16 protein-coding genes are annotated in these 24,442 nt (G+C 53.2%); all 16 read right to left on the reverse strand.

Translation table 11 applies throughout. The features are described from left to right. Positions 1-11 precede the first annotated feature (11 nt). The gene (locus tag ACFQI7_RS01990; protein ID WP_218096727.1) at positions 12-533 is read right to left on the reverse strand and encodes a sigma-70 family RNA polymerase sigma factor; all 522 of its coding nucleotides are present in this window, start codon (positions 531-533) and stop codon (positions 12-14) included. Positions 534-1,336: 803 nt separating this feature from the next. Then, positions 1,337-2,674, reverse strand: a complete 1,338-nt coding sequence (locus ACFQI7_RS01995; RefSeq protein ID WP_218096728.1) for an ABC transporter substrate-binding protein — start codon at positions 2,672-2,674, stop codon at positions 1,337-1,339. A 289-nt stretch (positions 2,675-2,963) separates the two neighbouring features. Beyond that, positions 2,964-3,845, reverse strand: coding sequence for an AraC family transcriptional regulator (locus ACFQI7_RS02000; RefSeq protein ID WP_218096729.1), 882 nt, complete (start codon positions 3,843-3,845; stop codon positions 2,964-2,966). A 27-nt stretch (positions 3,846-3,872) separates the two neighbouring features. Then, positions 3,873-5,042 (reverse strand): glycoside hydrolase family 88 protein, encoded by a 1,170-nt coding sequence (locus tag ACFQI7_RS02005; RefSeq protein ID WP_218096730.1) that lies wholly within the window; start codon positions 5,040-5,042, stop codon positions 3,873-3,875. 286 nt (positions 5,043-5,328) lie between these two features. Beyond that, entirely contained in the window at positions 5,329-6,885 is a 1,557-nt protein-coding gene (locus ACFQI7_RS02010; protein WP_218096731.1) for an FAD-dependent oxidoreductase, read from the reverse strand. Between the two features lie 3 nt (positions 6,886-6,888). Then, positions 6,889-8,187 (reverse strand): FAD-dependent oxidoreductase, encoded by a 1,299-nt coding sequence (locus tag ACFQI7_RS02015; RefSeq protein WP_218096732.1) that lies wholly within the window; start codon positions 8,185-8,187, stop codon positions 6,889-6,891. A gap of 178 nt (positions 8,188-8,365) precedes the next feature. Continuing rightward, a complete protein-coding gene (locus tag ACFQI7_RS02020) occupies positions 8,366-9,901 on the reverse strand; it encodes a type 2 periplasmic-binding domain-containing protein (protein ID WP_218096733.1) in 1,536 nt (511 codons plus the stop codon). 57 nt (positions 9,902-9,958) lie between these two features. Further along, complete coding sequence (locus ACFQI7_RS02025) at positions 9,959-10,819, reverse strand: carbohydrate ABC transporter permease (protein WP_218096734.1); 861 nt, start codon at positions 10,817-10,819, stop codon at positions 9,959-9,961. Beyond that, a complete protein-coding gene (locus tag ACFQI7_RS02030; protein WP_230414613.1) occupies positions 10,813-11,673 on the reverse strand; it encodes an ABC transporter permease in 861 nt (286 codons plus the stop codon). Before ACFQI7_RS02030 ends, ACFQI7_RS02025 begins: the two co-directional genes overlap by 7 nt. Before the next feature lie 288 nt (positions 11,674-11,961). Continuing rightward, positions 11,962-13,440 carry a helix-turn-helix domain-containing protein gene (locus ACFQI7_RS02035; protein ID WP_218096736.1) on the reverse strand — a complete coding sequence of 493 codons (1,479 nt, stop codon included), beginning with the start codon at positions 13,438-13,440 and terminating at the stop codon, positions 11,962-11,964. Continuing rightward, positions 13,418-15,205 (reverse strand): sensor histidine kinase, encoded by a 1,788-nt coding sequence (locus ACFQI7_RS02040; protein WP_218096737.1) that lies wholly within the window; start codon positions 15,203-15,205, stop codon positions 13,418-13,420. The genes ACFQI7_RS02035 and ACFQI7_RS02040 overlap by 23 nt, the downstream gene beginning before the upstream one ends. Before the next feature lie 328 nt (positions 15,206-15,533). Beyond that, the gene (locus tag ACFQI7_RS02045; protein ID WP_218096738.1) at positions 15,534-16,727 is read right to left on the reverse strand and encodes a glucuronate isomerase; all 1,194 of its coding nucleotides are present in this window, start codon (positions 16,725-16,727) and stop codon (positions 15,534-15,536) included. 149 nt (positions 16,728-16,876) lie between these two features. Further along, positions 16,877-18,796, reverse strand: coding sequence for a glycoside hydrolase family 97 protein (locus ACFQI7_RS02050; protein WP_218096739.1), 1,920 nt, complete (start codon positions 18,794-18,796; stop codon positions 16,877-16,879). A gap of 135 nt (positions 18,797-18,931) precedes the next feature. Next, complete coding sequence (locus ACFQI7_RS02055; protein ID WP_218096740.1) at positions 18,932-21,487, reverse strand: glycosyl hydrolase family 95 catalytic domain-containing protein; 2,556 nt, start codon at positions 21,485-21,487, stop codon at positions 18,932-18,934. A gap of 233 nt (positions 21,488-21,720) precedes the next feature. Beyond that, positions 21,721-22,932 carry an ankyrin repeat domain-containing protein gene (locus ACFQI7_RS02060; protein WP_218096741.1) on the reverse strand — a complete coding sequence of 404 codons (1,212 nt, stop codon included), beginning with the start codon at positions 22,930-22,932 and terminating at the stop codon, positions 21,721-21,723. Positions 22,933-23,294: 362 nt separating this feature from the next. Next, positions 23,295-24,236 carry a metallophosphoesterase gene (locus tag ACFQI7_RS02065; RefSeq protein WP_218096742.1) on the reverse strand — a complete coding sequence of 314 codons (942 nt, stop codon included), beginning with the start codon at positions 24,234-24,236 and terminating at the stop codon, positions 23,295-23,297. Positions 24,237-24,442: the final 206 nt, after the last annotated feature.

A 24,442-nucleotide genomic window follows, 5' to 3' on the forward strand; every position in this document is an offset into this window, starting at 1 on the left:
TTTTTCCTCCTTTAATTCAAATATTGCTCAGGTTGTGCTTTCGCAAACCGTTTCAAACGGGTCGTTGCCCGGTGAAGCAGCGTACCGACAAGCGGCGGACGAACCTGGAGCTGCTCGGCGATTTCGGCGTAGCTGTATCCTGAATAACGCAGGAGCAGCACTTGTCTATCGCGCTCGGGCAGCTCCTCGAGCAGTTCCCGAATTTCTTCCTGATCCAGCTTGCGCAGCAGCAGATCTTCGTTTGACGGCGGATGCGTTTCAGAGGCCATCAACTGTTCCTGCTTGGCCTGAAGCGCCCGCTGTCGCGATTGTTTGGCCAGGTGATCGTAGGCGATCCGGGTTAGCACCCGGTGCAGCCATGCGCCGATGACGGCAAGATCGTCGGGAGGATTGCGGTACAAGCGTAAGAATACTTCTTGCGCCAAATCCTCCGCAGCCGCTTCGTCTCGCACCAAGGCAATCAATTTTCGCCGGACGGCGGGATAATGCGTATAGAAAACAGTTCGAAAATAATCGGATTCCGGAATTTCCATTGGTTAGCCTCCTTTCAGCTGCAGCTATATATAAGACGGGCGCAAGCCCGATTTTGTATCACATCAGTGTAAACGAATATTGGATCGAAGGAAACCCGGTTATTTTTGGACACAGCGAACATAGGGAAGCATCATTTTAACCCCCAAGCCTTCAACGAACGATTGAAATTTTTAAAATAGGAAAAACCCGTCCGGATGGTTCTTTCGCGTGCTTATCCATCCGTTAGCACATGGGAGGTGTGGATTTGGGATTCAGCCGCTACGCTCATCCACCCCATACCCATTGCTTCTCCTATCTACTTTCTGCTTAATTCTAGATATGGCTGCTCAATCTTCGATCCGGAACTCAATCTGAAGCCACGCTCCTCAGTCTGCAAATGATTATTTTCTTATATTTCAAAAAAGCCATAGCCTGCTTGATGCAGGTTATGGCTTTGGAAATGACGCTTATGGCGCTTTGAATGTGGGCGGATATGGTTGTACTGGCCAGATCGCTCCATATGTACGTCCGGCCGCCTCTTTGTTGAACGTGTCCCAGTAGCCGGTTCTTCCGGAATTCGTCCCCGCCTTTCGGATATCCGCCAATTATTTGGCAATATCCGGATCGTTCGGATCCTATTCATCCTGCAGTTCAGCATGGCAGCCCATTTGTGCCGCAGCATGCGTATTCATCCTCCCCTTCTGCTTTGACGGCACCAGTTGGAGAAAATCAATTAACGCGGGCCATCGTGAAGGATAGGATCAACAGCACATTCAAGATTCGAGTCGACAAAGCTCTCATAGCGAATAACGGGCAATGTCAATCATTTCTTCATGCTTTCAATTTCTTTCGCTGCTCCTTCTTCCGCCGTCTTTAAAGCCGTATTTACATCGTATTTTCCGCTTAGATGGTCAAGGAACGAGTTTTTCAGCCATTTTCTTACGATGTCGTCATATTGGCTCGCTTTATGCGGCTGTCTCGGTGTCGTTTTAAAAATGCCGTTTATATTTTTTGTCTTTAATAGTGGGTAGTCCGCGCCGAACGATTTCATCAGATTCTCGTTATTCAGAGCCGGCAGCGCCCGCCCCATCTTCGCCAAATTGCCTTGAACCTCTTCGGACGAGGTTAAATATTGTATCACCTTAAAGGCTTCGTCAGGATGTTTGCTTGTTTTGGACAAAGCCAATACTTGCGCATCCACCTCCGAGGACTTCCCTGGAGAATCTTTGAAGCTGGGGAAAGAGACGACGTCCCAGTTGAATCCAAGTTCATCGTTCAATTGCGCCGCTTTTTGTACGCGGGTTCCGAAATACGGCATCATGGCAATATTTTTGTCTTTGAAGAAATCGTCGGAGCCTTTCCATATGTTTTTCGGATCTTTCGGCTCATTGCCGGGGATGGAGTTGATTTCTTTCGCGATTTCGAAAACTTTTTTCCAGCCGTCCGTCGTTACTTTCGCTTTTTTATTCTGCTCATCCATATAGGACAGCGATAAGCCTCCGGCAAACACATCGATGATATCCGCCGGCTGCAATCCTTTGTATGTAATCCCGTCCTGCACCTTCGACACCTTGGCGGCCAGCGACTTCACTTCATCCCAGGTCATCTGGTCCTTCGGGTATTCGACGGAAAAACGGTCAAATATATCTTTGTTGTACAGCATCGCGTAAAAATTCACGTACAACGGCAAAGCATACAATTCGCCTTTCGAGCCATAGTCGGCAATGGCGTCGATCGCTTCCTTGCGGTATAAGGATCGGTCCAGCCGGTTCGTTTTCATGAGGCCCGTCAGGTCGGCAGGAACGTCCAGCTCCTGGAATACCAAAAGCTGCCTCATGCCGGTCATAATAATGTCCGGCATCGTTCCCGCCGTGGCCAGCTCGTTCGGCGAAGTCCCTTTGCCGCTTGCAACGTATTCCAGCGTTATGTGCGGATACTTTTGCTTCAGAGGCGCGGCGATATACTTATCGAAATCCTCCTTGACCAAAGCTCCCGAATAAGCGTAGGCTTGGAGCGTGATCGGCTTTGCCTCCTCCGGCTTGCCTGTGGATTTATCTTTGGAGTCCGTGCCTGAGGACGTTGGCGCCGTCCCGCCGCATGCGGATAGGAACATAAGCGAACACGATACGGAAAGCGCTATCAAAATTGGCTTTTTTACCATGCTTTTTCCCCCTTGCCATCATATGGTTCAAGTAAAAATCGATCGCTGAATACGAGTCCGGATTCAAGTATTGCGCTCATCGTTAGCTTATCAAGAATTGCTTCGATCCTGTAGAGAGATTCTTGCTTACTTTTGTAATTATTCTGCTTCATTACGCTTCGTGACATCCGTTGGAACGGTCGTTTCTATTTGCATGAATTTTGAAGCTAACGACCCTTGACGCCAGAACGTATAAAGGGTCTTATCGGCATTATAACTTTATTGCTCGGTTAGGCCGAAACCGAATTCCTTATGTCGGAGTCGTTGTATCCGCATGTGCGTCACGGTATCTCTTCGGCGTTATTTTCTCATATCGTTTGTATAGTTTCGCAAAATAACTCTGATCCTGAAACCCTGTGCTTTCCGCGATTTCGCTAATAGGCAGTTGGGTCGTAGATAACAGCTTCTTGGCTTGGGTAACCCTGAATTTTATCAAATACTCCATAACGGTAAAACCAGTGCTTTTCTTAAAAAGTCTTGCAAAATGAAATGTGCTCATCCCCGCTATTTCCGCCACCTCATCCAAACGAAGCGGTTGGTTATATCTTTCTTCCATATAGCGGAGAGAAACAAAAATTTCATCGCAGACCGAGGCGCTGCGTTCCATACCCCAAGTACCCGCCCCTTCCATTTTGTCCAGCACAATTTCGGAGAGCGTCTGCGTAATCAATAAGGAAGAACGTACTTCCATGGACGGAGGCCGATAGTTCAGCAAATTCAACATCTCCTGTAAAGATTGGCGAATTTTTTGCAAACGATCTATAGAAACCTCAAATACCGCTATCTCACTAGCTTCCACTAGCTCAAAGTAATGGGGGGCCGGTATTCCGTCAAAATGAATCCATAAAAGCTCCAAGCTATGATCCGACGCCGAGCATAATTTGTAGCCCTTGTTCATATCCAAATAAATGAAGTGGCCGGGTTGGATCGTCCATACACGGTTATTCGCCTCAAGACGACCCGTACCGTTCAGCACCAGGCTCAATTGGTAGCCGTAAAGATTATGGTCATTGCGTTCCACCGCCAGAGACGGGCCGCAAATCATGTTTCCGACGGAAAGCGGATATAATAGAAATTTTTTGGCGGTTTCGCTAGGTGCATGATTAAACTGGATATTTTTACCTATTTTCATGTTGACCACCTTCCCGAAAGGCCTGTATTACCAGTAGCTGTTCCAGTCTTTTAGACATCTCACTAACGCTTCGAAATAAAAGTAATCCCCCCACAAACAGCACTCATCTACGCCGGCCCAAATCGGAAGGTTATAAACGCCATGTAAAAGAACTCCGCTACACCCCATTTCGTTTACGGATAAATAGTCACGGGTTAAAGATTGCAGCGTCTGTATAGCAGCCTGTTCGATGAGCAGCTTTTGCTCCGCATGATCGTCCATATGTTTTAATAGCTCCAACATTCCGCAAACCGCTATTGCCGATGCGGACGAGTCCCTTTGATCCTGCTCGCCCGTATAATACAGATCCCAGCAGCAGACTTGATCGGACGGCAGCCGACTGATGTAGTACTCGGTCATGGCGATTGCCGCTTGCAAGCTTTCCCTGCACGATGTGTAGCTATAATGCAGCGCCAAGCCGTAAATGCCCCATGCCATACCGCGCGACCAGCAAGAGCTTGGCGAGAAACCGACAATCCGGTTGACCGGTTCACCGGTATCCTGATGCACATCTACCGCATGATAAATCATGCCGTTTTCGCGAAGGTTCAACCGAAGAACGTTTTGAATGTGACTAAGGCATACGTTCAAATACGGTTCATCCCCGGTTTCCGCATATGCCCAATGCAGCAATGGAAGGTTCATAACCGTATCGATGACGGTTCGATACCGTCTGGCGACTTTATACTGATAGATCATCCCGTTCTTCGTCGTTCTGTTCCTTAGAAGCTCTGCGGCCTGTAAAGCCCATTGACGGGCATCCCGATTGCCGGTCAGTTTGTAAGCGGATACACATGAAGGAACGTAAACCATACCCATTTCATGGCCGTCATTCACGCCGGTCCCGTTCACTTTGATTTGAAACCGATTGCCGTACGATTCCAATTGAGCTTCGGCCGCATGGCGGTATTTATCGTCTCCGGTCAAATCGTAAGCAAGCCATGACATTCCCGTCCAAAATCCGTGCGCCCACATATGGTTCTCCCCGTGCGGATACCTTAGTCTGTCGCTATGAATCCCGGGAAATGTGCGGCTAAATTGATTCAAGTTGTCGTCAAGCTTTTTCAGCACGTAATGAGCCGCCTTCTCGGCTTCGTTGAACGTCGCTTTGCCCATGTTTCGTTTCAATTCATCGGACTGCCGCAGCCTGTTGTGCACATCCAAACCTCCACTTTCGGTAATGTTCTGTAGTCTCCACAGGAAAACATAAGCTCTAATAAAAGAAACTTGCTTCCTTTCGGTATCATAACATAGGCTTTTGTCTAGGAAGAAGAGAGGAAATTGCTCAATTTTATAACGATCATGCTCGGGAATAAAACTCCGGCCGGAGTCCTCGAGCCAATGGATGCAGTTGATGGCACGAATGCACAAAACACCCCTTAGATTTTAGTCGGGGGGATCCCAACTATTGCTAAGGGGTGCAATATACGCCATGTCGTATGAATCAAGGCCAGTACAGCTCAGCGCCGCGAGCCGCCATCGTTTGTTGGAACGCTTGCAAACGGTCCTTGCGGTTCCGAACTTCTCTCGGGCTTACGCCGTGCTCCAGGCAAAAGGCCGCAAGCGCCCCAGCTGCTTCGCCGATGTTCCATTCCACCGGATGAAGCCGATAGCAGCCGTTAGTGATATGCGTCGTGCCGATGTTTTTGCAAGCCGGCAGCAAATTGTCCATACGTACGGGGATCAGCGCGCCGAGCGGGATTTGGAACGGCAGCGACTCGATATCGATATACGTCCGGTTCCCCGTGCTCGGATGCAAATCGATCGCGTAATAGCCGACGCCGACGGTGTCCTCGAACGGCTGCGCTTTCCCATCCGCTCGGGCTGCCGGGCTAAGATGCTGCTCCAGCACCGTAAACTCCGCCCGGATTCGGCGCGATTCGCGGATATACGGCGCCTTGGCCAAGCCGTCCTCGGTACCGACGACATCCGGGCGCAGCCGGAGCCCTGGGTATCCAGCTCCGCCGTCCGGCCGGGGTGCCTCGGTCTGCAGCCAGTATAACAGCGACAAGCTGAGCTGCTTGGCGCCTTCGAGATGCTTGCGCCGTTCTTCCTCGGGAACGTCGATGACCGGGCCGAGCCAGTAATCGTTCTGCGGGCAGTTGACGAGCGTTATGTCGCTTGCGAACAAGCCGGGCTGAAAATGCGACCGGTCGAGAATGCGCCGGTAGTGCCAGAGCGACAGCTTTCCCTCTTGGGGAAATAGCGACAAGTCTACCGGTCTCAGCGTGCGCGGATTCGGGTAAGTCCAGCCGAGCTGATGCCCCGGCCAAAAATCGGCGCGGTACGACTTCCAGAATGCATACTGAGCCGGGCGGGGGATCGTATGGTCCTCCCCTTCCAAATAATCCATAGCAAAGCAGTACGTAATCGCCTGCATGTCATGGGGCATCGCCGGACCGTCCACCGCATGGGGCTCTCCCGTATCGGCGGCGGATTCGGCGCCCGTAACGTATTCCGCCTGCGCCAGCGGCAGCAAATCGCCGCAATCGGTGGCGTCGAGCACATAGGGGCCTGCGAGGACGATGCGCAAGCCGTCGCCCGCTCGCTCCAGCGTGACGGAGCGCACGATGTCGCCGTCCGTTTCCGCTGCAACGGGCCGCGCGCCGCGCAGGATGGTCAGCCTGCCGCTGTGCACATACGGCGCCAGCATCGTCTCCAGCACCGCGAGCGCGGCGCGCGGTTCATGGCTTAAGCGGCTGACCAGCGCGGTGCCGGGATTGAGCAGCGGGTTCGCCGCCGCCGTATCCGTCAGCGGAAAGTGCCGCTTGTAGTAGAGGCGAACGCCTTCCCGGAACCGGCGGTACGATCGATTGCCGCCGTGCTGCTCGATCCAGCGGTGCTCATCCGGCGGCACGGCCTGGCTCGTCAGCTGGCCGCCGATCCAGTCGGTTTCCTCCGTTAAGATGACAGTGCGCCCGGCTTCCGCCGCCGCCTGCGCAGCGGCGCAGCCGCCCAAGCTGCCGCCGATGACGATGACATCCGCTCTCATCTCTTTCATCGGCTATTCCCCCGCTGCGCTCGGAGTTTCCTTCGATGCGCCCAGCACTGCCCCTTGCTCGGTCAGCGCCTTCTGGACTTTACTGACATCGAGCTCGCGCGGCAGTACCCCGTCTTTCGCGCACAGCGCCGCTGCCGTACCTGCCGCTTGGCCGATAGCCATGGCGATCGGTTGAACGCGAATGGCTGAGTGCGCTTCATGCGTAGTGGAAATCGGGCGCCCGCCGATCAGCAGGTTTTGAACTTTTTTCGGCACGAGCGTGCGGAACGGGATATCGTACCATTCCCCCGGCGGCAGATGCTTTAGAATCGTACCTTCGCCGTCGGGGTTATGAATATCGACCGGGTAGGCACCCCGGGCGATCACATCGTCGAATCGGCACGAGGCCAGCAGCTCATCCGCTGTGAGCATGTATTCGCCAACGACTCTGCGGGATTCCCGTACGCCGATCTGCGGGGCGGTCGTTTGCAGATAAGCATCTTCAAATCCCGGTACCTCCGCCTTCAAGAAGCGGACAAGCTGCTGCACTTGACGCCGGCCCTCGATCTCCGCCTCCGTCAAATCCCACGGATTGGTCGCGTCCTTGCGAATGACCCTTGTCGTATTGAAGTGAATGACGCCGGGCTGGTTCGCGTAGAACCACAGCACATCTTCGCGCGGACAGTCGATTTCGCCCCTTCTTTTCGCTTCTTTATACAGCGCCGTAATTTCCTGCCTGGTCTGCAGCCGGTCCATATCGACATTAGCCATCCGGAAATTGAGCGTCATCGGCTGACTCAAGCTGTCCACGGCTCTGCCTTTTTCCACGATCGCTCCGGCCAGCGCAGCCAAATCCGCATCTCCGGTCGTATCGACGTACATGTTCGCCTTGAAGTCGACAAGGCCGGCCTTATTGGCGAATCGGACCGCCTCGATCCGCATACCGCTTTCGTCCATCTTCGCTTCGCCGAGGAAGGAATGGTACAGCAGGTTGACGCCGGCTTCCTGGCACAGCTGCTCTGCGGCAACCTTCAAGGCTTCAGGATCGAACGCGGTCTTCTGCTTCGGATGCCCGTACATCCCCATCGACGTCATCCGGTCAATGAGCTCCTGAAGCACGCCAAATATAAGCTGAACGTTTGCGCCGCCCGAGGCCCAGTACGACATCCACGGGTTGACCATCATTGCCGTGCCGGCGCCGCCGAGAAATCCGTAGCGCTCGACCAGAAGCGTCCTTGCCCCCATCCGGGCTGCCGCCACGGCCGCAGCGATTCCGCTGGGCCCGCCTCCGGCTACAATGACGTCATATGACTGTTTGTTCATCTCTAACTCCTCCTCTATTACGAAAGTGAACAGGGGCCCAAACACGTTTGGATGCACCAGCAGGACATATGGGGTGAACATTTTTAATTATGCTGCAGGATGCACCATTACTTTTTGTATCAAGCCCCTGCGGTAAAAACATTTATAATACGTAACCTGATTCGGCTTGCACTTGCGCTTACTTTACGAAGCCTTGCTCCTTGATCTGTTTCTCCCCAGCGTCCACATACGTCTTGTACTTGAACGTAGTGTCGAACGTCTTCAGGAAATCTCCGTATTCGGCGATCGGCCGTTTTCCCGTAACGAACTTGATCATTTCTTCCTCCGCAAACCGATCCGCATCCGCTTTATTGAAGCCGGTCGGCGGGATGACGGAGCTGTCGAAAGCATGGATACGCGGCGTTTTGATGGCAAAATCGGTAGCTGCCGCCTGGTTCGGGAATTTGATCGCCAAGTAGTCTTTGTTCGGACGCCCCGTAATTTGGTAGACGTTAAAATAATTGCCTTCTTTGGCCATAAGCGGAGTGGGTTCGATCTTGCCGTCCTTCAGGTTGTAATGCTTGCCCGGAAGGCCGTACATCACAAGACGGTTGCCCTCTTGCCCGGAAACATAGTTTATGAGATCGAACACCTTTTGCAGCTTCGCCTTGTCTTTTTCCAGCGCTTTCGGAATGACCCAATAGCGCGACGGACGGTCATAATCGTAGGAACCGTCGAATTGGCCTCCTGGCCCTTTCAAAGGCGTCATCTGGACCCAATCCGCTTTCGGGTTAATCGCCTTGTACTGCTCAACGAATTCGTCTTTGGCAATGTCCGTCCAGCCTTTGAAGATAAAGCCGGCCTTCCCTTGGAACGCCTTTTGCACCTCAACGTTGCCCTTGTTCGTCATAATCTCGGGATCGACCACACCCGCATCGAACAGCGATTTGATATATTTGAGCGCTTCCGGCATGGCGGGGTCATAGTACGAGTTCATGACTTTGCCGCCTTTCTCGTAGAACGAGCCGGGGCTGCCTACGCCATACGCTCCGAATATCGTAGCGAAGCCGTCGAATTTGGCTCCGGTCATTCCGTACGTATCCTTCTTGCCGTTGCCGTCCGGGTCTTGCTCGGTGAACGCTTTGGCTACCGCCAAAAACTCCTCGAGATTCGTGGGCGTTTTCAGGTTCAGCTTCTCAATCCAGTCTTTCCGTACCCACATCGATGAGAAAGGTACGTCCGCCGTCCGGGGAACGGCATATATTTTATTGTTCACCGTCACTTTCTTCAAAATATTCGGCGTTAGTCCGACGATGAAGTCTTTCGCCGGTTTCAGTTCTTTGTCCATATAAGGCATCAAGTCCAGCAGCAAGCCTTTATCGGAAAACTCTTTGACATCCGAGAACTCAACCGAAAAGATGTCCGGGAAATTACCGCCCGACAGCCGGACGCGAATCTGGTTCTTGTAGTCGTCGCCCGAAGCAATCGCCGTCAGTTGCAGATCGACATTGAGCTTTTGATCGATTGTTTTCTTGATGTCGTCGGCATCCGGTGCAGGCAGCCCCGTAGCGGACATCGCCATCTGCAATTTGATCGGGCCGGAAGAAGGCTGGTTGCCTGTTCCTTTTGCCGATGGATCGGATCCGGCATTACCCCCCGTCGTGCATCCTGCCAGTACGTTCACTGCGAGCAAAGCGGTCGATAAACCGAACGTCCCCCATACTCTCCTGTTCATGCGCTTCCCCTTCCTTCTTATCGGATCTGTTATTGATGCCGGCTGTATGCCGGACGTTCAACCTTTGATCGAACCGAGCAGCATGCCTTTGGTGAAATGCTTTTGCAGAAACGGATACACCGCAAGAACCGGCAAGCTGGCGAAGATGACGGCGGCCATCTGCATCGTGACGGTCGGAACCTGATCTTCGGCATTTTCGAGCGGCTGCTGCGAAAGCATCAAGATCTCGCGGACGACGACCTGCAGCGGAAAGAGCGACCGGTCGGTCACGTACATAATCGCGTTGAAAAAAGAATTCCAATGCCCTACCGCGTAAAACAGCCCTACCGTGACCATCACGGGAAGCGACAGCGGCACCGTAAGCTGAAGCAAGATGCGGAACTCTTTGGCACCGTCCATCCGAGCCGATTCGAACAGTTCTTCCGGCAGCTGTTCAAAAAAGCTTTTCATGATCAGTACGTTGAAGCTGGACACAGCCGTCGGCAAAATAAGCGCCCATAAACTGTCGATCAACCCCGTCGCCTTCACCACCAAATACGTGGGAATAATGCCTCCGCTGAACAGCAGCGTGAACACGACCATAATCAGGAACAAGCTGCGTCCCGGCAAATATTTGCGGCTGAGCGGATAAGCGACAAGCGTCGTCAGGAGCAGGTTGATCGTTGTGCCGACGACGGTGATGTATACGGTGACTCCGAGCGACCGCGGGATCGTCGAGGTGCCGATCAGCTTCTCGTACGCATTGAAGGTGATTTCCTTCGGAAACAGCACGTACCCGCCGTGCCGGAGCACCTCTGCGAAGGGAGTGAGCGAGACGGAAAATACATATAGGAGCGGGATGACCGCGGCAAGTCCGACCACGGCCAATATGAAATAGCTGACGACCTGGAACAGCTTATCTTCCGCACGGCTTACCATATGTTTTCCCCCCAACGTTTGGACAAGGAATTTGAAATATAGACCAGGATGAGACCGATTGCCGATTTAAATAAACCGACGGCCGATGCCAGACTGTAATTCCATTGCTCCAGCCCCGTCCTGAACACCCAGGTGTCCAAAATGTCCGCTACCGGATAAACGTGAATGTTGTACAAAATGTAAATTTGCTCGAAGCCCGCGTCGAGCATATGGCCGAGCCGCAAAATGAGCAGCAGGACGATGACATGCCGGATACCGGGCAGCGTAATGTGCCATACCATACGCAGTCGGCTAGCGCCGTCCACCCGCCCGGCCTCATATAGCGTCGGGTCAATTCCGGCAATGGCGGCCAAATAAATGATGGCGCCCCACCCGAGGTTCTGCCATATTTCCGAGCCGACCAGCACGCTTCGGAACCAGTCGGTCGAGGTCAGGAACGGAACGGCCTTGCCGCCCGCGTCCACGAGCCAGCGGTTGACGATGCCGGAATCTTGGGAAAAAAACATGAGCAATATGCCGTAAATGATAACCCAGGACAAGAAGTGCGGCATGTAGCTTAGCGTCTGCACAAGCGACTTAAACCAGCGAACCCGGCACTCATTCAGCAAGATGGCCAACACAATCTGCGGCACCATGCCGAATATCAGTTTATAAACGCTAATGAGCAGCGTATTGGTAATAATCTGGGAAAAATAAGGCGATTCGTAAAATTGTTGAAAATATTTGTACCACGGGTCGGCCCACGGGCTGCCTAAGATGCCTTCCATCATGTCATAGTCTTTAAACGCAATGACGACCCCATACATGGGGAAATATTTATAAATCAAATAATAGATCACGCCGGGCAGCAGCATGATATAAAATTCCTTGTACGCCCATACCGCCTTCAGCCTTTTTCTTAACCTTGCACCGGCGGTCGGCGATACCGCAGCCGGTTTCGAATTCCATGCGTCAGGGTGCAACATCCTCACATCCTTTCATGGCTTATGTCCTGTTTGCGCTTGCAAGCGGGTTGCCCGCATGGTGCCGGTAGCAAATATTGAAACCGGCTTTCTTCCCGAATTTGTATTCTGTATTTACCATATCATTTGGAAGATAGAGGGATAAGGAACATTTTTAAGGGAGTAATGGAACAAATTTTGTTAGTTGCCGCGTGAGCGGTACTCGCTCGGAGTCGTCCCGGTCCACCGCCTGAAAATTTTAATGAAATAGTTGGCGTTCGGAAAGCCTACCCTGTCTCCGATTTCGGCAACCGGCAGTTTCGTTTGTTCCAGAAGTTTTTTGGCCATGCCAATCCGGACCTGCTGTATATGATGCATCAAAGTCACGCCCGTTTTTCTTTTGAACAGTGCGCTGAAATATGCTTCATCCATGGCGACCAGTGCTGCGATCGACTTCAGCGTCATATCCTCGTGGTAGTGCCGGCGTATATGGGCCAGCGCCTTGTCGATTTCCGGATGCCCGGTAAGCGATTCGTTATCTTCACCGTACTTGTTCGCATACCGTTCTGCACTGGAGAGCAGACGCAGTCCCAGCTCTTCATGACGGACACACGAGGTGTAGTCTTCCTCCGGCGTGCCGCTGCCTCCGGAGATGAGTGCTAAAATCCGGTCAATGCGAAGCGCCGTTTCCTTCACCACAGCCATCGGGAAGCGGCGATCGGCCATGTCCTTCCATCCTACCTGCAGGCGGCTTCGGAAATCATCCGGCTTATGCTGCTCGAAGCTTTGAATCCATTCGCGCTCGGTGTCCCAGCGGAGCGAAGCGGATGCCGACGTGACCTTATCGGTTGTATCGGCGGCCTGGATTAAACTCGTCGTTCCCTCGTACCAGTTACGATCCAACGTACGCAGCACATGGCCCCACGCCGCAGCCAGCTCGCTGCGCTTCACGAGCGGCGCGTACACCGCCGGCCAAGGAATCTTATTATGATTTGCATGCACTAGGAACGATACGGGATTCCAAACGAATACCGTCGTTTGGCCGAAATGGGAGTACGCGTGCACCACGGAACGGCAGCCGGGCGACACCATGCCGAACTCAATAAACTTTTCCAAAGTGAAGCGATCCGGTCCGTGCAGGAATGAAACGATTCCAACCGACTGAAAGCGGTCGTCCAATCCGCCTTCTTCATCGATCTGCAGCCGGTGATCTGCGATTTCCCCCTCGCCGATCGACTGCCAAATGTCACGGTACAATTGTTGGAACGGCTGCTGGAGCGACTGCGATCTCATCAGTAAGTCGCGCACCAATTCCCGCCTCACTTTGGACAATGTGTCTTCGATCGCTTGCACGTTCATCGACAGCTTCAGCAAGTAAGCGGACGCCCCGAGTTCCAGCGCCTGCCGGGCATACTCGAATTCGTTCATGCAGGTCAGCATGACGAACGCGGATTCGAGCCCTTCTTCTTTTGCTCGCTTCATGAGCTCGATACCGTCCATGACCGGCATCACAATATCGGTGATGACGAGATCCGGCGAACAGGCATGCATCATCGCCAGCGCCTCTTGACCGTCCCCTGCTTCTCCGACGATCGTGAATCCCATCGCCTCCCACGGGACAAGCTGCTTGAGCGAGCGCCGCACAAAAGCTTCGTCTTCAACGAGCAGCACGTTCCACATGATCGATCCCTCCTTCTTGATACGGTTTTGCGATCAGCAGCGGAAAGCCGAGCCGGACCCGGGTTCCTTGCGGCAGCGGGTGAATCTCGAGCGTAGCCTGCTGCTTGAACAGCAGTTCGAGCCGCTCTTTCATATTTTTGAGACCGATCCCTTTGCGTTTGCGCGCGGCATTTACAGAATTCGCCGGATCCCAGCCGGCTCCGTTATCTTCCACTTCCAGATAGCAGCGGTTCTGCTTGACCGTTGCGCGAATCCAGATGATTCCTTCCTTCCCCTTGCTGGACAATCCATGAAAAATCGCGTTCTCGACGAGCGGCTGCAAGCTGAGTTTGGGGACTAAGGCATAGGCAAGCCCTTCGTCGCATTCCCAACGAATTTCAAAGCTTTGGTCGTACCGAAACGATTGAATGGAAACATAGGCTTCCGTCAGCTCCCGCTCAACCCGGAAATGAACGAGATCCGCCTCATCGTTCAAGCTCGTTTCCAGCAGCTTGCCGAGTGAAACGCATATGGCGGCCGTTTCTTCGTCGCCTTTGCCGAGAACGTTCCATTTCACCACATTCAACGTGTTGAGCAGAAAATGCGGGTTCATCTGCGATAAGAGCACTTGAAACCGGACCGCTTCCTTCTGTCTTTCTTCCGCTTTGAGCCGCTGCATGAGCGCCTGCAAGTCGCTGATCATCTGATTGAACGCTTTCGCCAGCAGCAGCACCTCACCCTTGTAATTCCCCGTGTGGAGATACGTTACCAGCTGTTTGTCCGCGACTTCCGCCATCTTTTTTTGAAGCAAGCGAAGCGGCCGGATAATCGTCGACAGGATGAAGAACGTAATGACGACGAACAAGAGCGTGAAAAGTAGGAAAGTCGTGAGCGTCTGCCGTTTCAGCTGCCCGACATCGCCGAAAAACTGCTGGATCGGAAACCGGCTGACCAACGTCCACTTCATGGCAGGCACAGGCATCCGGTTATACAAGTATTTGCCTTCCAACCGGTGCGTACTTTCCAATTGTTCGGCATCCGACCGGGCAAACCCGGTCAACATCGGGTCCGCCTGTTCCCCCGTTCCGCCGAGAATAATGCCGCTGCCGTCCACCAGAAAAAAATCTTGAGTAATCGGGAAGCTCCGCGCCATGGAAGACAGCCATGCCTGAAAATCAATGCCGATGCGCAGCAGGCCGGACCGGCCTCCAAACTCGTCATGAATGAATAAATACAACGTTAGGAGGCGAGGGCTCTTGCTATCCTCCATCCGCAGGTCGCTCGCTTCATCGGGAACCCACAGGTAAGCGGTTTGTTCGCTCCGCAGCGCTACATTCTTTTCTTTGTTCATCACGGTATCATACGTCATAGGATCCTTGGGGGAATAAGACGAATACTGGTTTCCATTTCGATCCATCAAGGTGTAGAAGACATACGGAGACGGAAGAATTTTGCTGTTGATTTCATTCCATAAGCCCGTCAACTGCTTGCGAATTTCCTCTTGGTCGACGGGTAAGTTCATGTTCAGCGCACCGGTAACGGCCGGATCTTTCTCCAGGCGGATCGCAATGCGGAAAACCGTGCTTCGCAGATCTTCAAACGTAATTTTGAGCTGTTCCAGTTGTTCCGTGTTCTGACCGATAATTTGACGCTCGAACGAACGTTCGATGGTGTTGATGCTGTGGAGTTGAAGGAAGGAATAAGGCAGAAGAATAAGCAGCAAAAATGCGAGAAAAAGCCGATTTTTCAGAGAAGAAAGCGCGAAAAAACCGATCTTGTCTTTCACGATAAGCACCCCCGCAATTGGTATGCTATTCGTTGTAAACGCTATCATATTCGGACAAAAAAGAAAAGAGCCTCCCTGACTAGCCCAGATCGCACGGACAGGCTATCTTTGCTACATCTTGTACCGATGCAAGACCGGTAAAGTAAAAATTTCATGGAGCCGCTTGCCAAAATTCCATGGTTTTTATATTAGACGCCAGCCTCAGCTGTTGCTGCAGTTGGGCCATAGCGCCATTGCCCGACGATAGTGCTGTTTTTGATCCAGGATATTAGGCATATAAAAAAAGCTTGATTTCTCAAGCTTTTTCATTTGCATGCTTACCTGTCGATCAGTCCCCGAGTATACCATATCGCTTGGCGGCACTGCCGTACAGCCACTCCCTTGCCGCGAACAGAGCCGTTTCCTTGTCCACCCAGCCGGACTCGATGCGTTCGAATAGAAATTCGGCGAGCAGCTTTTTCACGAGCAAAATTTTGCCGTAGCTCCATTCGATACAGCGGGCGTCGGAAGCGATCAGCGAACTCTTGATCGGCGAGATCGCTTCCAGCCTGTACTGCATTACATCGCGGTACGTGCTCCCCCTGAAGTTGAACCACCACAGTCCGCCGACATGAACGTTCGGAAAATTCCACGCAGCCTGTACGACATCAAGATTATTGAGCTCCGATGCGACAACGAGCTCGAACGGAATCGCATACCGCTCGAACAATGCGGTCAGCTTCAATATTCGCTCCGTGTCGTTGACCGGCACCGGCTCTCCGCACCAAGACCGCTCCACACCGAGGAAAAACTGAACAAACAGCCCGTTCTTCTGTGCTCCGGCGCATAATTCGTGAAGCAGCATCATCATGATTTGCGATTTTTCCGTCACTTCGCTTAGATGGTAATCCCTATCCGCTCTGGCTTCATACGCCGGAAGCGTCGTCATCACGCCGGGACAGCCGTCGTTTTTAAACGATTGAAGCAGCTCGGTCAGCTCCGACTTCGCTCGTTCATAGGCCATGTTCCGCTCATCGGACTCGAAGACCGTTTTGACCCACGTATTCAGTTTTCCGTCGATCCGCGGTATAAGAATGCCAGGATCGCGCATTCCTTCAAACGCCGCATGCTCATGTATATTAACGACAAACCTGCGAATGGCCAGCTTGTCTGCAACTGTCTGAGCCCATCCGGGGTTGGACGCGCTTGCACGTACCGCCGCATCCGCCGCCTTAACGGATTGTTCGTCGCGTATCTCAATGCCGTACAACTGCTTGAAAATTTGCGTGAACACCCAGTTCATCAGTGTGTTGCGGGTAGCGTGATAAGCGGACAAAAAGGCTGTGATCCTTTGCTGCTCCGGCAGCTTGTCCGCATCCGCAGGATACCCGCCCGTCTGCAGCTCGCGATTGAGCCAGAAGTAATGGGCGATTTGCCAAAAATCGGTCGCGCGGAGCTTGTCACCGACTAGATGGGTGTGCGTATCCAATACGTTCATCTGCATGATTTCTTCCATGAAAGCGTCTTTTGTCTGATTAGGCATAGTTCGCCTCTCCTCCCGTATCCGTTTGTAACGTATTTTCTATCTCCTTCTCCTACTCGCTTACCGTAAACGATTTAACTCGGAATTTCAAATGTATCAAGCCCTAGTCAACCTATTCAGATTGAACTAAGGCTTAATACCGGCATAAGCTACTTTGTGAACAGTCCGACGAATCCGCCGCCGCTGTTCAGCTCGATCGCAAGCATATCGCCGCGCTGCGCCGTGTGGTTCTCGACGACAACCGCTTCTTCGTTATGCAAATGATCGCGAACGAGCGTCGCCTTATATCCGCCTTCACCGAGGAAAGACAAATCCACCCGAATCGACCTTGCCGGTCCTGCGCTCATGACCGCAAGAACCCACTTCTCCCCGCTTCGCCGCGCAAAGACCGTCAATTCCCCGATGCTCGACTCCGGCAGTACGATCGTTTCGTCCCACACCGCTTCCATGCTTCGTATGACATCTACGGCTGCGCTGTCGAGCACGCTCTGCGGATGCGCCGCGATCGTCAGGATCGGACTGTGGAACGTCGCCAGACAAGCGATCTGGTGCGCCCAGGTCGAATCCCGCCGCCGCTCCGTGAAAATCATCGTCGTGTAATCCGCCGGCCCAGCCAAGTAACGCGTAAACGGTAAAATTGTCTCATGCCGCGCCCGCAGCTTCAGCCCGCCGGATTCCATCCCCCGGATTCCTTCATAGATCATCGCATTCGGCCAAGTCCGGGTGCGGCCGGTCGGCTTGTTCGAGCCGTGGAAGTTCAGCACAAGCTCATACTCGGCCGCCAAGCGGAGCAGCTCTTCGTAAAGGTCGATGTTTTCTTTGGCCTCGTGGTCGAAAAAGTCAATCTTGGCCCCGCTTACGCCCAGGCGGTGCAGCCGCGAGAAAAATTCATCCCGGCTCTCCGCCGTCCGCAGCTGGTTGCTGTGCCGCCAGAACAATACTTTTACGCCCAAAGCGTTCGAATATTGTACGAATTCGCGGATTTCCTCATCCGTCCAGCGATAGGCGAAGCCTTCGAGGATGTGGTACTTGGCGCCGATCTCATGGCCCATGCGGGAGAAGTCCTTCATCAATTCAAATTGGCTGATGCCTTCCCTGGATACGTAATTCCGATCCACGTAATCCCATACGGCAAGGCCCGGCTCCACCCAAGGCGTCTTCACCTGCTGAGGGAACAGTCTTGTTTCCGCCGGAGGACACAGGTTGTGCAAAATATCGCTGTTCACAAGCATGTTGAGATCGCGTGCTACAAGCACAACGCGCCATGGCGTAGTCACCGTGCCGTTAACCGATGCCGGCGTTGCAAGGCGCTTCGCCTCTTCCCGCCCGTAGCGAAGCTCATACGGATAATTAATCGGATGCCGATGGGCAAGACCGACCACCCAGCCGCGTCTGCCGTCGCATTCCAAAGCCATCCCGCTGTAGTTTACGAGATTCGCTTCCGTAATGGCCCCGTACCCTTCGTGATTCGGCAGCTCAAACGTCAGCGGCGGGCCGCTCCATTCCCCCGCCCGAATGTCCGATACGTTCTCTTTCACATACTCAGCCTCGTAATGACCTTCCAGTCCGTGATACCAGATCGTGGCGCCGGCCGGGAGAACGAATTCGGAAGCTTCGTCCGGTACGCGGGACACCCCGGCATCGCCTTCGATGACATGGCGATAGGCTATGCCATCGTCGAACACCCGGATTTCCAATACGTAAGCTGTCATGCTGAGGTCGTGGGTCAGACGTAGTTTCACACCGTTGCAACGGTTGACCGCCGTACTGTGGACACCGTGCCAATCATACGTTTCGTCCATGCTGTACGTTTCCGAGCCATTGAAAATAACACCCGATGAGAGATGATAGCCGTCCAGCATCATATGGATAGCGGATGGCTCTATGACAACGGCCTCATCGAGCGTCACCTTGAAGCTCAGCCGCTCCGGATTGGAGCCGACGATGAACTTCACCCGGCCGTCCGGACTGGCGACCCGGACCTCATTCATCGGCACTACCCGCTGGGTGCGTCTAGACGGCTTTTCCTCCTCATTCAATTCGATCGCCGGTTTCGTTCCTTGCTGCATCCTGTTTGCCTCCTTCAAGATCATAGTGAGATCATATTGGATTGATGGATGGTCGTTGCTGCTTAATTTATGACTGGGATGGCGATAAAGACGCCTATTCTCATCCGACTGCCTCGGCTCTGTTGTAGGCGTCAACTAGGATGGTTCCACCATAATGTCTCGGCCCGGGGATGTTTCGAACAGCAGCAGCGAACCGCTGGATAGAATCGATTTCTCCGCCGCCCCGGTGATCCGCACCGGTTGTTCGCCCCAAGGATTACGCAGGCGGCATGTACCGCCTAGTGTAGAACTGATTTTAACGAAAGGAATCGCTCCTTGCCGTCTCGCGGACGTGACGATGAAGCCCCCGTGGCACCATAAGGAAAATTCGGCGTCCCAATCGCCGGGACACGCCGGAAACAGCCGAATGATCGGATCTTTTCCCGGTCCGGGAGGCTCGCTTTGACATAAGGCAAGCTGCAAGCCTGCTGCGGCATTGCCGAGCCGCTGAGCGCTGAGGCAGTTGACCCCTTCCCTCACGGTAAGCCTGTTCTCGAAAAATTTGATTCGGCCCGTATCGTTGAAATAGCAGTACTCTCGCTCGGCATTCACGCAGTTCAATTGAGCCAGGACGACTTGCTTGAACGGCTCCGCCAGCCCCATGTTGGCCAGCACCCGCGCCATCGGCGACATCTCCGAGGCAGCCCGGCTCCAGTCGCCCGCAAGACGGGCTTCCTGGTACTTTATCGTCGCAAGCGCGGTTTGGTACATCCCGGGATTATCATGAGCGGTCTCTTGCGTACACAGACTGCAAAAACGGGCTGGCCGTAAATCAATATGACTCCGGTTATCCAGCACGGGTCCGATCGCGCCGACCCATACGGCCGGTTCGCCCTCATCCGTCCGCAGAACGGCATCCGGGTGATCACTCGTTGGAATCGGAGCAAGATTTTCATAAAGCTCCTTCCATGCCGGCCTCAGTTCTTCATCGACGCCTAATAATTCCGACGCTCTTAGAACGACCGGCAGTATGCCGTGCATCGCCGACATCGAGTCCATCGTATCTTTGCCGTCGGCATATTTTTCATCGCTCATCGTGTGAACGATATGGTACTTGCCGTCCGCTTCTTTCCGCAAATTCGGAAAATGGCGGAAAAACTCGGCCGCTCCTTTGATCATCGGATAGGCGCGTTCGCGAAGCCACGTTTCGTCCAGCGTATATTCGTAATACATCCAGAAATGATAAGCCACGCCGACTTGATTGGCGAACATGTGCGTCGTGAAACCGAACGGACCGTACCCTTTATCGGAGTAGACCAGCTTGCCGTCGACGAACTTCTCGTAATATTTCCAATTCCACCGGCTTTCGTGAGGGTGCTTGGAGTATGCAAAGTCGCGAAAGCGCTCCGACATTTGCTCCCATGGTTTCCTAAGCAGGTACAAGTCTCTCATCTCGGCCGCAATATCGTCAGGCAGTTCCTCCAGGCCGTTGAACCAGACTACCTCCGGAATGTAAATCCCTTTGCTTCCCCACTGCTGTTCCGCCGCTTTGGCGCAAGAATCGTACATTCCCGAAAACATGCTGAAATAAGGCTGGAGAAGCTCGTAATGGCCCGACGGCAAAATCGCGTTATAATATAAATTCAAATTATTCCACCACTGCATGGCCCCCCAATGCCGCGCATCCCCTCGGGGACTGAGCAGCATGCCGCCGAAGTTCATCGGAAACTTCCCGCCCCTGGAATTGGATGCCATCAAATAGAGGTAATACGTATAATGCATCTCTACAAATTCCGCCGAGCCGTCCGCGCTTTGCAAGGCGATGTACGATTTGGACCAATATGCATTCCACCAAGCCTTATGTTCCTCGAGCAAGCGCTCATAGCCCGCATTCCTTGCCTGCTCGAGCTGCTGCACGGCTTTGGCAACGATGTCCTCTTCCTCGTCAAAAGTGGCGGCGCTTGCGATGAATATATCCGCTCGTCCCGGTCCGGGCTTGAGACAAAGCCGCATTTCCGTTTCATTCGGCTGCCCGAGACCGATCGATGTCCGGGTATGGTTCACTTTCGCTTTTCCGCCGAGCTCGTCATTCAGCCTGATGACGGAATCCCTGCCGCTAATGCCGATAACGACGGCCGAACTGCAATAATGCCGTCCTTCCCTGAACTGTTGCTTCAATACGATCATGTCGTTCACAATGCCGAGTTCCGAGATCGCCGTATGATTTTTCGTAACGACTTCGGCGGGTCGGAGCATTTTCAACTTGACGTTGATGCCTTGGGGAAACGGTCTGTCGTCTTCCACGCGAACCGCAAATACATCCTGATGAGCCACAGCGAAAGTCTGAACCTTCACTCCTGCGCCGCGAATCGTTGCCAGCGCATCGAAAACGCTCAGATGCTGTGCGATGTCTTCGTCTTGGAATGCATCCTCCCCATAGTCGACAACATCGATGTCGACAAAACCGCAAGCATAACCGTAATCCGAATGTCTTTGATTAAAACTGTTAGTCGAGCAATCGGCTGCGTACACATCGACGCGATTGACTTGAAATTTGACGGCGGACGGCGAAGTCCAAATCAAGCTTCCCATCGTTCCATTGCCGATCGGCAAGCCGCCTTCACTTCGTTTAACCGTTTTGTCGTAATGCAAATCTGCTCGCGAAACCAGGCTCCGATAATCCATAGGCGGTATACCGGTCTTACTCGTCATCACATTTACACCCCAATCGGTTGAAAGTTGATGTACGGAGATCAGTGGCAGCGCTTACTATAAAAATTATACCTCGGATCCGGAGAGCTACAATGCTTAATACTCACCTCTTTTTACCTCATTCTATCTATTTATGCCGATCGCGCAGGCGCAGGGCATCTTTTCCTGCGTGCTGACAGGGTAAAGAAAACGCCTATCCCTTTCGATTCCGAAAGGTTAGGCGTTGTGGTGAACTACGAGTTGGCTTCGTACCTTCGCAGCACTTCGTCCATGCGTTCTTGCAAGCCCGGATAAGCGTTCGTATCGGCGCCCGCATCGATGAGCATGCGGATGGTCGTCCCCCAGTCCGGCTCAACAATCGGCCAATGGCATACCGGATCGCTATGATTGGCGGCCCAGACCGCTTGTCCCAACACGGTTGCGCCGTACGTATTCTTCGTCTCAAGCGGCGCGCCTCGCTTCAAGAGCAGCTTGACGATTTCCGGCAGCCCGCCGACAACGGCCCAGTGCAGGCCGGTCATGCCCCTTGCCTGCATCCCGGCTTCAACGCCATGATCGAGCAAAAACTCGACAACTTCGATACGGCCGTACTCGCAAGCCCACATGAAGCCCGACTCCATTTGCGCTACCGTGGCATTCGCTTTCAAGCGTCCGTCTTCGTCGAAGAAGCTCTTGACCCGATCGAGTCGTCCCAACCCGGCCGCTCCCTCGAGATCGAGCCGTGCTCCGCGCCCCGCAAGAAAAGCGGCGGCTTCGGGACGTCCGTTGGCCAAGCAGGCATTGACGATGGCCATATCTCCGGGAGCGCCGTCTATCGCTGCGCCTGCCTCCAGCAGCGTCTCCATGAGCGCGATCTGCACGCCGGCACGGGCCGGATGGACGCTTGTCGCCACAAGGCTCAGCGACGTATCCTTGCCGTACATGGCGGCAACCGCGTCAACCTCTGCACCGGCACGCAGCAATAATGCCGCGATCTGAACGGCATTGCCCGGCGTCCGTTGGCGGTACGCTTCCACGCCGTTCGCTCCGATGTAATGAAGCAGCGTCGCTTGATGGCTGCGCAGCGAACGCTCCCGAATCAATGACGGACGCTTCCCCACCAGCGATTCGAGTGCAGCGGTATCGCCGGCGATAATCGCTTCAACCGCCGATTCAAACACGGCAACCGGCGAATGGTCGCATGAAGCTTCCATCGCGAAGCGCGTAAGCTCCTCCCAACTCTCAAAACCGTATCCGCGGGCGATAATTAGCCGAGCCTCGTGGAGGGGCAGCTCTCCGTTTTCCATCGCCGGTGCCGGGATTTCAAGAAAAGGCGAATCACCGTGTAAAGAACGTGAAATTTCGGATTGCCCTGATTTCAACGTTTCCAAGAGACTATTCGCTTGGCGCTCATACTGCTCCGGGCCGGAATGAACCGGCAGCGGCTTGAAATGCAGCATTCTCATAAACGATCTTCCTTTCATGATAAATTGCAAAATCAAAGAAAGCCCGTTCAGTCTTGCTTCAATTGATGGCCTTCAGTCTTTCATAGCAATTAATTCCACATCTTTTCAAACGATCCTCCCTCCATGGATAACTCCAAATACCCATTAGAGCTTGTACCCTCTTTCCACATGTTTTCGACATCTACTTTGGTGATCGTATCGAAATTCTCCTTTCCATGTGAATCGTCTGGTGACAAGCACGCAAAAAAGCCGTAGATGAACGAATGTCCAACAACGGCTTAAAACCGCATGCGGGTTACCGCCGACGAGCCGGGACCACTTCCTGGTGTTCCCTGCAGGATAAGGCCCGGGTACTTATGGTTTTACACGTCGGCGGTTATCTTCGGAAATTTAACTTCGTCTCTTATGTGTTCGGCAGTGAGCCGGAAACTCATTTCGCATCCGTCTTCCGTTTCATAATCGCCCGAAAACGGATTGAACACCTGCAGGCACAGCTGTTTGGTGGAAGGCTGGTACTTGACGATTCGCAGGCGTCCCTCCCCTCCGTTAGGCGCGCTTTGCCAATTTTGAAACGATTGAAACACCGGGTTGCCATTCTCGCCGAGATCGATTCGGTAGCTGAGGTTGTGGGGGATATGATGACCGGAGAATACGGCGATCAGATTGGGGTGATGCTTGAACGATTTATGCCACAGATCCTCCCCGTCATTCGCTCCGGACGCGCCGGGATAAATCTTCGGATTATGCGTGTTGCCGGGCTTCGTTCTTTCCCCTTTCATATACATGTAGCTATGCGTAATGATGATCGCTTCGTGATCCGAATGTGCGCGCAAAACTTCGTTGCACCAGTTAATCACTTCGTCTCTCGGTCCGAACTCCAGCGATACGAAAATGAAATTGCCGCCCCCGATGTTCAGCTTCGCATAGCTGTTCTCGGATTTACCTTCTTCGAACGTTGCGCCGAACCACGGTTTGTTGCCATAAACTGATTTGCCGAAATACTGATTGAACAGACGGGAACTCCTGTCGTTTTTCACCTGGTTATCATAATCGTGGTTGCCTATGGCAATCAGCATAGGGATATCCGCTTCATGAATGACATTGAGCGCATTCTGGGCGATCCGGTACTGCTCTTCCTTTGTCTCTCCCGCGTTCACCACGTCCCCTACATGCAGCACCATCTTCAGATCCAAGGATTCCGCGTGATCCGCAATCCACCGGGTCAATGCGGTAAAAGCAGATTCGTGTTTAGCCGATAGGATTTGCGTATCCGGAATTACGGCGATCGAAAAAGTGTCCGTCATTGCTCATTCCTCCAATTTCGTTTTTTTCTTGCGTCTCATTATACGTATGTCCGTCTTGGCCATTTATTTATTGAAATTCCGGGTTCCATAGCCTCGCTTTATATAAGGCCGCGTCATCCCGAGTCATCCTCCTATCGGGCACAATAGTCACAGCGTTCGTGTTCCAATCATGCAAAATACCTTTTTGGGGAAATGTTAAAATGACC

This window comes from Paenibacillus allorhizosphaerae (genome assembly GCF_042659105.1).
Taxonomy (GTDB): domain Bacteria; phylum Bacillota; class Bacilli; order Paenibacillales; family NBRC-103111; genus Paenibacillus_G; species Paenibacillus_G allorhizosphaerae.